Origin of the sequence: Corynebacterium vitaeruminis, assembly GCF_001054325.1 — a bacterium.
GTDB classification, from domain to species: Bacteria; Actinomycetota; Actinomycetes; order Mycobacteriales; family Mycobacteriaceae; genus Corynebacterium; species Corynebacterium vitaeruminis_A.
Genome location: NZ_JVVM01000011.1, coordinates 1 through 11,591, shown reverse-complemented (window position 1 = coordinate 11,591; position 11,591 = coordinate 1). Strand labels below are relative to the sequence as shown.

The window sequence follows — 11,591 nt, the reverse complement described above, 5'->3', positions numbered from 1 at the left end:
TGAGGCAGTCGGTTCCGGCGAGCGCGCGTCACTCCGTACTATCCTGGTGGCTATGAGCATGCCAGCAGCAACACCGATGCCCACTATGGATGCCGATGTCGTGACGGAATCGAACCGACCCTGGCAGTGCATTGTGTGGGATGACCAGGTTAATTCGATGAGTTATGTCACCTACGTATTCCAGATGCTCTTCGGCATGGACCGAAAGAAGGCGCACGCGCTGATGATGACGGTTCACACCGAGGGCAAGGCAATTGTGTCTTCCGGCGAGCGTGACAAGGTAGAAGCCGATGTGAAGAAGCTCCACAAGGCAGGATTGTGGGCAACAATGGAGCAGGCTGACTAAGCCGATATTTAACAGCGGGAGAGAAATTATATGCGTCCTTGGAAGCGCAAGCGATCCCTTCTCGGCGGTGGCGTCAAGTACGTCACGGCTTTTGAAGGCACGGAGCGGGATTTGCTGCTGAATCTGGCTGCTACTGTGGCGGACTCGCTGATGGAGCGAGCCCGGTCGGCGCCGAAGGATGAGCTCGCTGAGATGACGGGAATGCCCGTCGGTCACTCCGAAGCCCCGTCCGATCCGAAGCTTGCGCGCCTGTTGCCGGATTTCGCCAAGCCAGGAGAGGAAAGCGTGGAGGGGGAAAACGCCCTCATGCGCCAACTGCATGAGTCGGAGATTGTAGAAAGCAAGCTCCACTCTCTGCGCGCGATTATCGACGCCCTGGAGCCCGCCGAGTCGGGGCAGGTATCTATTTCGGAAAGCGATGCCCACGCCTGGGTAGCAGGAATTAATGACCTTCGCATCTACCTGCATGTTTCCATGGAAAATCTCAACGGCTCTATCGAGCAGATTGAGCAGACAGATGCGATGTACCAGTGGCTGTCCTACAACCAGGAGTCACTGCTGGATCAGCTCATGGGTGAGTAGCGACTCCGAGTAAAACCCAAAAGATGCAGTGAGCAGCTGCGAAGAACTGTGGTGAAAGGTGCCGTGGTCGGCAATGAATTCTGAAATTTTCGCAATCAACCCCGCCGACATTCGACACCAAGCAAGCAGCGCTGCGCTGGGCACAAGCATCGACATCGGCACAGGCAGCCTCAGCTCCATCGACGGCATCTCTATCGGCCACGCCGCCGAAGGCGATACTGGAGTTACGGTCATCGCTGCTCCACGCGGTGCCGTCGGCGCAGTCGACGTCCGCGGCGGCGGCCCCGGTACCCGCGAAACCGACCTGCTCGCACCGGAAAACACGGTCGAACGCGCCCATGCCATCGTTTTAGCTGGTGGCTCCGCATTTGGTCTTGCAGCTGCCGACGGAGTTATGCGTGAGCTGCGCAATCGAGGCATTGGCTTTGAGGTCACGCCAACTCGCCCGGACGTCCTCGTGCCCATCGTTCCCGGCGCCGTCATCTTCGATCTGCTGTTAGGCGAGGCGACGCTCCCCACCGCTGAACTCGGGTGCGAAGCGTTGTCGCACGCGCTTGACGACGTCCCGGAGGACACCCCCTCCGGCACAGTAGGGGCTGGTGTTGGCGCTATGGCCGGGGCAATTAAGGGTGGTTTTGGACAAGCTCGGGTGAACTCCGCCGATGGTAAGTACTTCGTGGCTGCCGCAATGGTGGTCAACTCCTTTGGTGCGGTCATTGACCCGGAGGGCCGCCTGTACGGAATGCCTGCGGCTGCCGGTGCCAGTAAGGACGCGTTGGCACGGCTGGACCAGGTTTTCGTCGGTAGAACCAAGATTCTCGCAGATGTGGCTGACGATGGGGAATCGTCGGCAAGCACGCGAAACACAACGATTGGCTCGTTGATAACCAATGCGCCGGTGACAACTGCGCAGTTGAAGCGGTTGGCGATGTGCGGTCATGATGGGCTGGCACGAGCGGTCCGGCCGGCTCATGCGCCAATGGACGGTGACACGCTGTTTGCGCTCAGCACGGCCGAGGCGGAGGATAGCGAACACGTCGAACCGGTGGGCTCGGACGTAGTGGCACTGCTGGCTGCGATGGCGGCGGATGCGGTGCAGATGGCTATTGTCGATGCCGTAATGAGTGCAACTGGACGCGCGGGAGTAGCCGCGCTGTCAGAGATGCTGGACAAGTAGTGAGGGAAGTGCGCCAATGAATCCGCAATGGGGCTCGGCACAACAGCAGAATTACCAGAACTATGCGCAGTATCCGACGGGCGGTCCCGTGCAGAGGCGGCGGAATAATCAGGTTGTTCCTCAAGATCGTGATGGCGGGCTCGGGGCGGCCATCAGTACGGCTATTGGGTACCTGGTACTTATCTGGACCGTCTTTCTTATCAACGAATTCGCCTTCGGTGGCGCACTGAATAACTTCGGTGTGCGCCCGCGCGAAACCTCGACTGTGTGGGGAATCTTTACCGCACCGCTGCTGCATGCAGATTACGGGCACATTATGGCGAACTCTCTGCCTGGGGCGTTGTTCGCCGGTCTGATTGCAATGTCGTCGAAGCGACTATTTTGGCAGGTAACGCTTCTGATTACGGTAGTCGGCGGCGGTCTGACATGGCTGGTCGGCGGTGTGAATACTGTCCATATCGGCGCGTCAGGTCTGATTTACGGTTGGCTGGCGTTCTTGGTCGTACGCGGTTTTGTTAACCGGCGTGTGATGCAGATTATTTTGGGCGTGATTCTGGCCTCGATGTACTCGGGTCTTATCTGGGGAGTGCTGCCCACACAGATGGCTGTCAGTTGGCAGATGCACCTCTTCGGTGGGCTTGCAGGCATTTGGGCTGCGGTGATGTTTAAGCGCGGTCGTGTACGTCGCTAAGAGTGGGAGGCGCGAATGCCGCGCGTCGCGAATGCCGCTATTACTGTGCAGCACCCAAGTCCTCACGGGTTCGGCCTAGAATAGGAGTTTCGGTGTTTGCCGGAACATCGGTACTCGGTAAACAGTTCTATATGCGATAAAAGGAGTCCAGATAGCGGTGGGAGCAGAAGCGGAAACTCAGACTGTCGACAAGTTGCCGACACAGGATAGCGGCTTCCCCGACCGGACTGCGCCGATTGGCATCTTTGACTCCGGCGTCGGTGGCCTGACCGTGGCGCGTGCCATCATGGACCAGCTGCCGCACGAATCGATTATGTACATCGGCGATACGGCCAACGGCCCTTACGGTCCACTGCGGATTGCCGAGGTGCGTCAGCACGCTGAAGCGATTGCCGATGATTTGGTCGCACGTGGCTGCAAAATGATTGTCATTGCTTGCAATACCGCTTCGGCCGCATTTTTGCGTGATGCCCGCGAGCGCTATCCGGTCCCGGTTGTTGAGGTTATCTTGCCTGCTGTGCGCCGTGCGGTCTCGACCACCAGGAACGGAAAAGTCGGTGTGATTGGTACTGCCGCTACGATTCGTTCCCGTGCCTACCAAGATCTCTTTGATGCAGTGCCCGGTGTGGAAGTCTCGGCGGTTGACTGCCCGCGGTTCGTTGACTTCGTCGAGCGCGGCATTACCTCAGGTCGCCAGATTCTGGGGCTTGCAGAGGGCTACCTCGCACCGCTGCAAGCCGACGGCGTGGACACCCTCGTACTGGGCTGCACGCACTATCCGCTGCTGTCCGGTGTGATTCAGCTGGCGATGGGAGAGGACGTCGCCCTGGTGTCATCGGCGGAAGAAACATCGAAGGATGTCCTGCGCATTCTGACAAAGACGGACATGCTCGCCGACCCGGAGAGCAATCCGAACCCTGTGCGCACATTCGAATCCACTGGCGATCCCCAAGTTTTTGCAACATTGGCAAAGCGCTTCCTTGGGCCTGGTATTAGCCAGGTCACTATGCATTCACAAATGTGACCTTTCTTATTAAACCCAGGCACTCTACTGGTTTTTGCTCTGCTTTGGCCAATTACATGGCAAGCTTGAAGTATGCGATTGAAGGTTCTGGGATGTACGGGCAGCATGGGTGGTCCATCGGCGCCAGCATCTGGCTACTTCATTGAGCTGGATAACGGTCGAACCTTTGTCATCGATTTGGGCCCCGGCGTCCTCGCGGAATTGCAGAAAATTACTGATCCCGCAGCTTGCGATTTGTTCCTGACCCATGTGCACCCAGACCACACTGCAGACATCCCAGGGCTGCTCGTTTGGCGCCGTTTTCATCCGACGGCCCCAGCGCGTTCTCGGAACCTCCTTGTCGGCCCCGGAGACATCCACAGCCGCATTGCGGTTATGTGCGAAGCACTGGGAAGCGAAGAGGATGCGAACCTGGAAGATACCTTTGACCAGGTCGTCAGCACCCCCGGCGAGCCCCTGTTTGCCGGTGGGGGAGAAGCGGACGGAGGTGCTGTCGTCACGCCGTACAACATGATCCACCCGGTGCCAGCTGTCGGCTATCGCATTGAAGCGGACGGTCTGACTATTGCGTACTCGGGAGATACCGCGTGGACCGATGAGTTGGTGGAGCTGGCGCGGGATGCGGATATCTTCATCTGTGAAGCCACCTGGTGTAGCAACGAAGAGGGCACGCCGCCGGACATGCACCTGACGGGCTACGAGGCCGGAAGGGCAGCGACGCTGGCGGGAGTTAAGAAGCTGGTGCTGACTCATATTCCGCCGTACGCCGATGGTGAAGAGGCACTGCGTGCAGCAAAGACTACCTTTGCCGGTGACGTTGAATTGGCTTACTTGGGTATGGAGCTAGGCGGCTAGTCTCACCAATCCTGGTCTTGTCGCACGGCTGTCGCGCAACTTCCGCGCCGGGCGGTAGGGTAGTTGGCATGACTACAGCTAATTCTGATTTTCGCCGTGCCGATGGACGCGCGGTTGATGAAATGCGCAAGGTGACCATTACTCGTGGCTTCACCGACAATCCGGCCGGTTCTGTGCTGGTGACCTTCGGCAACACGCGCGTGATGTGCACCGCTTCCGTGGAGCAGTCCGTGCCGCGATTCAAGCGTGACTCCGGCGAGGGCTGGCTGACTGCTGAGTACTCCATGCTGCCGGCAGCCACGCACGAGCGCATGCCGCGCGAGTCGATGCGCGGTAAGGTCAAGGGCCGCACTCACGAGATTTCCCGTCTGATTGGCCGCTCCCTGCGCGCAGCTATCGACTTGAAGGAACTCGGCGAGAACACCATCAACATCGACTGTGATGTCCTGCAGGCAGATGGTGGTACCCGAACCGCTTCCATCACCGGTGCGTACGTTGCGCTGGCTGATGCCCTGACCTACCTGCATGCAGCGGGCGCTGTTCCAGGCACCCCGCTGAAGGCGCCGGTTGCAGCTGTTTCGGTCGGCATTATCGACGGCCGCGTCTGCCTGGACCTGCCTTACGAGGAGGACTCCCGCGCTGAGGTCGACCTCAACGTGGTGATGACCGCAGAGGGCAAGTTCGTCGAAATCCAGGGTACTGGCGAGGAAGGCACCTTCGACCGCGATCAGCTGAACGACATGCTCGACTCGGCTGAAAAGGGTCTGCGCGAGCTCGTCGCCCTGCAGCAAGAAGTTCTGCGCGCTCCGTACCCGGGTGAGCTGCCGTGAAACTCCTCGTCGCTACCCGAAACTCCAAAAAACTAGTCGAGCTCGACCGCATTCTGCGCGCTGCGGGGATTGACTCGGTGGAACTTCTTTCGCTTAGCGACGTCCCGGAGTACCCAGAGCGCCCGGAAACGGGTCGCACGTTTGCGGACAACGCCTACATCAAGGCTTTCGATGGCGCGACTCACACCGGCTACGTCTGCTTGGCCGACGATTCGGGGCTCAGCGTCGATGAGCTAAACGGCATGCCGGGTGTTCTCTCGGCGCGTTGGTCCGGCACTCACGGCGATGATGTCGCTAACTACGAGCTCCTGCTCGCCCAGATGGGGGACTGCCCGGATGAGCGTCGTACGGCGTCCTTCCGCACCGCCTGCGCGTTGGTTGTCCCCGGCGTCAGCGAGGTGCCGTCTGAGCTTGCCGACGGCGGTTTCCCGGCCGTCGTCGATGAGGCCGGTAACCTGTTGCTGGTTGTGGAGGGTCGCTGGCCTGGCTCTATTTTGCGCGAGCCCGTTGGGGACAATGGGTTCGGTTACGATCCGGTGTTTGCGCCTGCAGTGGGGGAGGGCAACGACGCGGAAGGTACTTTGTCTGCGGCACAAATGAGCGCCGAAGACAAGGACGCTTTTAGCCACAGGGGGCGTGCACTGCGTGCCTTGACTCCGGCGCTGAAAATTCTGGCTGAGGTTGAGGCTAAGGGGTAGCCCTGGGGTAAGCCCCCGGGCTGCCGAGAGCCCGCTACTTCAGCTGGAAAGCGGTCTCGACTTCCTCACGGCGCTTCTTCTCGACGAAGAAGGAGAGGAACGGGACCACACCACCGAGCGCGGTAATAATCCACTTTGATGGTTCCCAGCGGGCCTTGGTGCCCAGGTTTACGGTGGCAATCAGGAATGCCATGTAGCCGAATCCGTGAATTTGGGCGGTATAGAAGAACCACCGTGGCGCGTCGGCGGAGTTGTCGAGGATGAGGTACTTGTAAATCATCTCGGCACACAGCAAGAGCAGCATCACACCCGTGAAGTAGGCGGTGACGGAGAAGTACGTCAGGGCCTTCTTTACGCGCTCTTGACGATCGGGATTGATGTTGGTCACTAAAAGTCCTTTTCTCGATTAAGCAGTTGTCGCCTAGCCGTTGGTACCAGAGTCAGTTGGTTGTGTCTCATCCACGCGCGGCACCTTGCGTGTGCCATCTGGATTGGTCGGCAGGAATTCATCTGGGATTTCCGTCATGACATCGTCTTTAGCCTCAAATGCAGCTTCGCTATTGCCGCTCAGGCGTTCGCGTTCGTACTCCATGTACTTGCGGTAGGCCCAAATGAAGAAAAAGCCGAAAGCTGGCCACTGCAGTGCGTAGCCCAGGTTTTGGAAGGAGCTAGTTGTGTTCCACCTGCTGAGCTGCCAGTAGGCAAGTGCAAAGGTAGCGCCGACAGCAAGAGCCAAGAAGATTAGTTGAACCACGCGTGTGCGGGTGGGAATCTTTGCTGGCTTGTCAGTGGTATTGGAATGCTGTGAAGTGGACACATAACCACCATAGCTAGACTGTGACCTGCCAAGCTAGCCCGCTTGATGGATGAGACACTAGCTGAGACATTAGGAATTCTGCGGCAAACCCGTTAAAGTGTGTACAGTCCAAATGAGCTGTGAAAGTTCGTTGCGTCTGTAGGTGGCTAATATGTAGCCCGCCATGCTTACGGGAATTGCACGGAACTATCATGGACTCAACTCAGGCGCCTGTGGCGGAATTGGCAGACGCGCTGGATTTAGGTTCCAGTGCCTTCGGGCGTGGGAGTTCAAGTCTCCCCAGGCGCACCACTTTCCCTCTGACCGTACTGGTCAGGGGGATTTTTCATTTCTCAGCGATGCGGAGCCCTGCGTGGGAGCCAACGACCTGTCGATACAATAGCGCTAATCGTATATTGAAAGCAGGGAGGCAACATGAGCATCTCGATGCATCTGGATGAATACATGGCGCGTCGTGGCATAGTTCCCGACGACACCGTGGTCAACGATGATCCCTGCGCCATCTTCGATGGCAGCGTAGAGCGGGACGGCAAGTCGCAGCAGGATCTCGAGGAGTCGGTGCGGCGCTTAGAAGAAGCGGAGTCCGCGATTCTGGATGCGTTGGGTGACTAATCGGCACTGAGCGACTAGCAGCAGTCGCACCGCGCTGTTCGCAGCGTAGGTCACCTAACGCCCCAGAGAGGGGGATCGCTGGAGCCGTCGTGAAGCAGATGCTAATCGACGGACTTATTACGGCGACCAACCAGGATGCCGGCACCGAAGATTAGAGCACCAAGGATTGCGCCGGTTCCGGCGATTGCGGCGGTTTGGAGCGGCGAGTTGGCAGCGGCCTGCTGAGTTTGCACGTCAGCCTCGTCGAGCCCATTGCTGGAAGCGTTGGACTTCGCGGAAGCCTTGCCGGATGCCTTGGAAGCGCCGTTTGCCTTGGACTCTCCGGTCTTGGAAGCGCCGTTCTTCACAGCTTCTTCGCGTTCCTTGGCGGATCCGCCGACGGTGAGGTCAGTGGCCGTGTCCTGGCTACGGTCAGAGGAGCCGTGAGCAGCAAAGGTGTAGAGAGCACAGGCGTTTTCGACGCAGTTGGCGGCTGAGGTGACGGCTTCGACATTGATCGTTGTAGAGAAGCTGCCGTCGGAGGTCATCTGGGAGGTGCGGACAAACTCAGCGGCGGAGAAGGCGTCAGCGTTGGTGGTGGAGAACTTGCTCTTCTCGGCCACCGCGACGTAGATGCCGTTGCCGCTGGTCTTGAATCCGGTGCCGGAGACGGTAATTGCGGTGGTACCCGACGGGTTTAGTTCCGTGGTGGACAGACTTACCGCCGGGGTGCCGGTCGATGGGCTGCTGCTGTTGGAACCGTTGGAGCCGCTGGAACCGTTGGAAGCAATGGTGTTGCTCGATCCGCTAGATCCCGTGCTGTTGCCAGCGCTGAAACTTCCGCTGCCAGCTGACTCTGCGGAGCCGCCGCCGGACGGCAGGGTAGCGTCCTGCTTAGCAGCTCCGCCAGCAAACGACACAGCGGTCGCTGTGTCTTGGCTGCGGTCAGAGGAACCGTGAGCAGCAATGGTGTAGACCGAGCAAGCGTTCTGCATGCAGTCTGCCGAGCCAAACTTGGCGCTGACCGGCAGATCGACGCTGAAGCTGCCATCGGACTTCAAGTTGCCGCGAGAGGTCGATACAAACTGGGTATCCGGGCCGAAGGAGTCGGCGTTGGTCACATCCATCTGATCGTTTTGCGCGATCCCAACATAGATGCCCGGCCCCGAGGTCTTGAATCCCTTGCCTTCGACTCGAATGGTGTCGCCGCTCGGGTTCAAGTCCGAGGTCTTGGACAGGCTCACCGATGCGCTACCTCGTGACTGAGACGGGGCCTGAGAGCCCGACTGGGACTGCGAGCCCGGGCCGGATGCCTGGCCAGTGCTCTGGCTACCGCTCGGCGCTGCACCCGTGGCTCCCTGCGATTGAGCAGCCTGCGAAGTGGCACCCGACTTGAAAGTGATGGGGACCCACTGGTCATTGCTGCGGTCAGAAAGATTAGGGAACGCGGTAAAGGAGGCTACGTAGCACTGTGTAGAGGTGCAGTCGACATCGTCAAAGCTGGTCGAAACCTTCAGTTCCTGGGTAAAACTTCCGTCAGCGGCGACCGTGACCTTGGCCGCTTCGCCATAGGTCGAGGGGTAGCCCGACTTTGGCTTCTCGATTGTCTGAGCCAGGTAAATGCTGGCATTGGCGGGGTAGCCGACTCCCGAGACGGTCACGGTGGTGTCGTCGGAAAGATCAGTGGCGGGGGTCACGGTGAGCTGACGCTCAGACTGATTCGAGCTGCCGCCGAGAAGGCCACCGATGCCGGGGAGGGAACCGCCCAACTGTCCAATGGGTGGTAGCGACTGTGCCGATGCGGGGGTCGCGGGGAGGAATCCCGTACTCACTACGATTGCCGAAGCTAGAACAATAGAGCGGGGAAGCAGGCTCCGTCGGAAAGCGCCCTGCGTCGTGGACATGTGAACCTCTGATTCTGTTTGGGATCCCTGGCGCAGGCACAGCAGAAACAGGGACGCCACCGCGCTGACCAGAGTAAAGTTTAAACTAAGGCAAGCCTACCCTCTTCGTGTTGGTAAGGGCAATAAATGCCCATGTGGAGGTGGGGTAGCGGCACTTTGTTAGTCGGCTGCCTCTGCGACGCTCATCAGATAAGAGATTGTCATGCGTTTGATTTCCTGCACCGTCAGCTCGTAATGAGCTTCCCGCTCAGTATCGCTTCCCGGGTGGTCCACCGCATAATTCAGCAGGGCGTACGTGGCGTTAATCATGAGGTCGGCGATGAAGTTCAGTTCCGCATCGCTTGACGACGGTACCAGCGGGCGCAGCACCTTTGAAATCTCGTTGACCAGGCGTGACTTCGTATCTTCTGCAGTCGCGCGTGTGGCGGGCGTTGATTGAACGGCCAGCCATACGGCTCTTCTAGAAACGTCCTCGCGCCACAGTTTTGCCAGGTGATTGATAAACTCAGAGAGAAACTGCGGCCATTTCAGGGTGGGGACTGTTTCGCCGAAGCGTGAGACTTCCTCGATGACGGCCTCGGTGTCCTGACGGTCGAGCTCGCAAATCATCACATACTTGTTGGCGAAAAATTGGTAGAGCGTGCCGATGGGGATATCTGCAAGGCGAGCGACTTCGTCGAAAGTGAAAGACTCAAACCCATGTTGGACGAGAACCGCGCGTGCCGAGCTGAGCATGCGTGCGTACCGCTCTCGACTGCGCTGTTGAGCCGGCGTACGGCGGGGGGCGCAGAATCTCTGGTGAGTCCTGGGATTGAGTCACTACTACGAAACTGTCTAATCGGGATGATGCGAGATGAGAGTTTGGGGCCGGGGCTGGAGCAGGTCTTGCGGCCGCTAGCTTTCGGAAGCCTGTGATTCTACGCCCAAATCACGCAATACGCGCTGGACGTGGCCCTTGGCCCGAACGTTGTACCAGGCCTTTTCAATTGCTCCTTCGGCGTTGACCAGGAAAGTCGAGCGGATGACGCCCTGAACAATCTTGCCGTAGTTCTTCTTCTCGCCGAATGCGCCGAATGCGGTCATGGTCTCCTTATCCGGATCGGACAGAAGGGTGAAATTCAAGTCGTGATCCTCACGGAACTTGGCGAGCTTGGCTGGCTTGTCCGGAGAAATGCCTACAACGGGAATACAGGCCTCATTCAGGGCAGCGGATTCATCGCGGAAGTCGCATGCCTCGGTGGTGCAGCCTGGGGTGTTGGCGCGCGGGTAAAAGTAAATCAGGACTGGTTTGCCCGCGTAGTCCGACAGTGAGACCTGCTCCTCGGCGTCGTTGAGAAGAGTAAACGCTGGGGCAGGGTCGCCAGCTTCCAGTCGGATGTTGTTCTGGCCGTATTCTTTTTCGCTGGAGGAAGAAGTAGTCATGGCTTAATCGTATCGACTCTGTAGCGGCGCGTGTCGACTCTGAAGCATTGCGTGGAGTTTTTCCCAGTGCTCGCCCACGTTGCTGAAGTGGAAGTGTTAGTCTTTTAAGCGAACAATCACTTTAGATATTCAACTTTTAGGGAGTTTACGTGGCTCGCAGCATTGATGATATCCAGCGCGATATTGAGCGTAACCGTAACCAGCTCGCCCGTACTCTGGATGAGCTAACCGTGCGAACGAATCCGAAGAACGTTGCGGATGACGCAAAGACCCGCGTTCTCGATGCTCTGAATGAGCCGAAGGTGCAGGCAGCACTGGGCGTCGTTGCCGCACTCGTTGTTGGCGGCATCGCAATGGGCATTCGTCGCAACCGTAATCGCAGCAAGGAAATCGACCGCATTCGCGAGATGATTGAGGCTGCTGCAAAGTAGTTTTCTGTAAGGAGCGCACGAGCTTCGGGTAGTTACCTGGGCTCGTGCGTTTTTGTGTATTTATCCCGTGTTTGAGTCAAACGCGGGGTGCAAACGCGGGGTTTAAACGCGGAGTGCAAGTTGGCGCCGATTCGGCCGTCAAATGTGAATACGGGCTGCACATGTGAAACTGTCCAACTTTATAGCACTTTCAGGCTATTTTTCGGGCCATTTTTGCTATAAG

15 protein-coding genes and 1 tRNA gene are annotated in these 11,591 nt (G+C 58.4%); 11 read left to right on the top strand and 5 right to left on the bottom strand.

What is annotated here, in order from left to right; translation table 11 throughout:
* Window positions 1-52 precede the first annotated feature (52 nt).
* The 8 genes from clpS (at window position 53) to ADA16_RS02975 (ending at window position 6,203) form a co-directional block, all read left to right on the top strand.
* A complete protein-coding gene (gene clpS / locus ADA16_RS03010) occupies window positions 53-346 on the top strand; it encodes an ATP-dependent Clp protease adapter ClpS (protein ID WP_005511165.1) in 294 nt (97 codons plus the stop codon).
* Window positions 347-376: 30 nt separating this feature from the next.
* Window positions 377-928 carry a DUF2017 domain-containing protein gene (locus tag ADA16_RS03005; RefSeq protein WP_048759072.1) on the top strand — a complete coding sequence of 184 codons (552 nt, stop codon included), beginning with the start codon at window positions 377-379 and terminating at the stop codon, window positions 926-928.
* Between the two features lie 73 nt (window positions 929-1,001).
* On the top strand, window positions 1,002-2,105 hold the full coding sequence (locus ADA16_RS03000) for a P1 family peptidase (RefSeq protein ID WP_048759070.1): 1,104 nt from the start codon (window positions 1,002-1,004) through the stop codon (window positions 2,103-2,105).
* A gap of 16 nt (window positions 2,106-2,121) precedes the next feature.
* Window positions 2,122-2,796 carry a rhomboid family intramembrane serine protease gene (locus ADA16_RS02995; protein WP_048759068.1) on the top strand — a complete coding sequence of 225 codons (675 nt, stop codon included), beginning with the start codon at window positions 2,122-2,124 and terminating at the stop codon, window positions 2,794-2,796.
* Window positions 2,797-2,953: 157 nt separating this feature from the next.
* Window positions 2,954-3,820, top strand: coding sequence for a glutamate racemase (murI, locus tag ADA16_RS02990; protein ID WP_414629642.1), 867 nt, complete (start codon window positions 2,954-2,956; stop codon window positions 3,818-3,820).
* Between the two features lie 105 nt (window positions 3,821-3,925).
* Window positions 3,926-4,675 carry an MBL fold metallo-hydrolase gene (locus ADA16_RS02985; protein ID WP_239659318.1) on the top strand — a complete coding sequence of 250 codons (750 nt, stop codon included), beginning with the start codon at window positions 3,926-3,928 and terminating at the stop codon, window positions 4,673-4,675.
* A gap of 68 nt (window positions 4,676-4,743) precedes the next feature.
* Window positions 4,744-5,505 (top strand): ribonuclease PH, encoded by a 762-nt coding sequence (gene rph / locus ADA16_RS02980; protein WP_048759064.1) that lies wholly within the window; start codon window positions 4,744-4,746, stop codon window positions 5,503-5,505.
* On the top strand, window positions 5,502-6,203 hold the full coding sequence (locus ADA16_RS02975) for a non-canonical purine NTP pyrophosphatase (RefSeq protein WP_048759063.1): 702 nt from the start codon (window positions 5,502-5,504) through the stop codon (window positions 6,201-6,203). Before rph ends, ADA16_RS02975 begins: the two co-directional genes overlap by 4 nt.
* A gap of 34 nt (window positions 6,204-6,237) precedes the next feature.
* On the opposite strand, the gene ADA16_RS02970 is transcribed toward ADA16_RS02975, so the two are convergent.
* Both ADA16_RS02970 and ADA16_RS02965 read right to left on the bottom strand, forming a co-directional pair.
* Window positions 6,238-6,591, bottom strand: coding sequence for a DUF3817 domain-containing protein (locus ADA16_RS02970; protein WP_048759061.1), 354 nt, complete (start codon window positions 6,589-6,591; stop codon window positions 6,238-6,240).
* Between the two features lie 33 nt (window positions 6,592-6,624).
* Complete coding sequence (locus ADA16_RS02965; protein ID WP_048759059.1) at window positions 6,625-7,020, bottom strand: hypothetical protein; 396 nt, start codon at window positions 7,018-7,020, stop codon at window positions 6,625-6,627.
* Between the two features lie 206 nt (window positions 7,021-7,226).
* Between ADA16_RS02965 and ADA16_RS02960 the strand changes: the two genes are divergently transcribed.
* Window positions 7,227-7,311 (top strand) — tRNA-Leu (locus tag ADA16_RS02960).
* Between the two features lie 123 nt (window positions 7,312-7,434).
* Window positions 7,435-7,632: a hypothetical protein gene (locus ADA16_RS02955; protein WP_048759056.1), complete on the top strand. Its 198-nt coding sequence runs from the start codon at window positions 7,435-7,437 to the stop codon at window positions 7,630-7,632.
* A gap of 101 nt (window positions 7,633-7,733) precedes the next feature.
* On the opposite strand, the gene ADA16_RS02950 is transcribed toward ADA16_RS02955, so the two are convergent.
* The 3 genes from ADA16_RS02950 to bcp all read right to left on the bottom strand — a co-directional run bounded on the left by ADA16_RS02950 (window position 7,734) and on the right by bcp (window position 10,937).
* Window positions 7,734-9,515, bottom strand: coding sequence for a neocarzinostatin apoprotein domain-containing protein (locus ADA16_RS02950; protein WP_082150637.1), 1,782 nt, complete (start codon window positions 9,513-9,515; stop codon window positions 7,734-7,736).
* 159 nt (window positions 9,516-9,674) lie between these two features.
* Window positions 9,675-10,250: a TetR/AcrR family transcriptional regulator gene (locus ADA16_RS02945; RefSeq protein WP_048759052.1), complete on the bottom strand. Its 576-nt coding sequence runs from the start codon at window positions 10,248-10,250 to the stop codon at window positions 9,675-9,677.
* Window positions 10,251-10,409: 159 nt separating this feature from the next.
* Window positions 10,410-10,937: a thioredoxin-dependent thiol peroxidase gene (bcp, locus tag ADA16_RS02940; RefSeq protein WP_048759049.1), complete on the bottom strand. Its 528-nt coding sequence runs from the start codon at window positions 10,935-10,937 to the stop codon at window positions 10,410-10,412.
* A 149-nt stretch (window positions 10,938-11,086) separates the two neighbouring features.
* Between bcp and ADA16_RS02935 the strand changes: the two genes are divergently transcribed.
* The gene (locus ADA16_RS02935; RefSeq protein WP_048759047.1) at window positions 11,087-11,368 is read left to right on the top strand and encodes a DUF3618 domain-containing protein; all 282 of its coding nucleotides are present in this window, start codon (window positions 11,087-11,089) and stop codon (window positions 11,366-11,368) included.
* Window positions 11,369-11,591 lie beyond the last annotated feature (223 nt).

What these genes read in the sequence shown, in the direction of transcription:
- ADA16_RS02995 (WP_048759068.1), top strand. Translation starts at nt 2,122, where the DNA reads ATGAATCCGCAATGGGGCTCGGCACAACAGCAGAATTACCAGAACTAT.
- ADA16_RS02955 (WP_048759056.1), top strand. Translation starts at nt 7,435, where the DNA reads ATGAGCATCTCGATGCATCTGGATGAATACATGGCGCGTCGTGGCATA.
- ADA16_RS02950 (WP_082150637.1), bottom strand. Translation starts at nt 9,515, where the DNA reads ATGTCCACGACGCAGGGCGCTTTCCGACGGAGCCTGCTTCCCCGCTCT.
- clpS (WP_005511165.1), top strand. Translation starts at nt 53, where the DNA reads ATGAGCATGCCAGCAGCAACACCGATGCCCACTATGGATGCCGATGTC.
- bcp (WP_048759049.1), bottom strand. Translation starts at nt 10,937, where the DNA reads ATGACTACTTCTTCCTCCAGCGAAAAAGAATACGGCCAGAACAACATC.
- ADA16_RS02945 (WP_048759052.1), bottom strand. Translation starts at nt 10,250, where the DNA reads ATGCTCAGCTCGGCACGCGCGGTTCTCGTCCAACATGGGTTTGAGTCT.
- ADA16_RS02985 (WP_239659318.1), top strand. Translation starts at nt 3,926, where the DNA reads ATGGGTGGTCCATCGGCGCCAGCATCTGGCTACTTCATTGAGCTGGAT.
- rph (WP_048759064.1), top strand. Translation starts at nt 4,744, where the DNA reads ATGACTACAGCTAATTCTGATTTTCGCCGTGCCGATGGACGCGCGGTT.
- ADA16_RS03000 (WP_048759070.1), top strand. Translation starts at nt 1,002, where the DNA reads ATGAATTCTGAAATTTTCGCAATCAACCCCGCCGACATTCGACACCAA.
- ADA16_RS03005 (WP_048759072.1), top strand. Translation starts at nt 377, where the DNA reads ATGCGTCCTTGGAAGCGCAAGCGATCCCTTCTCGGCGGTGGCGTCAAG.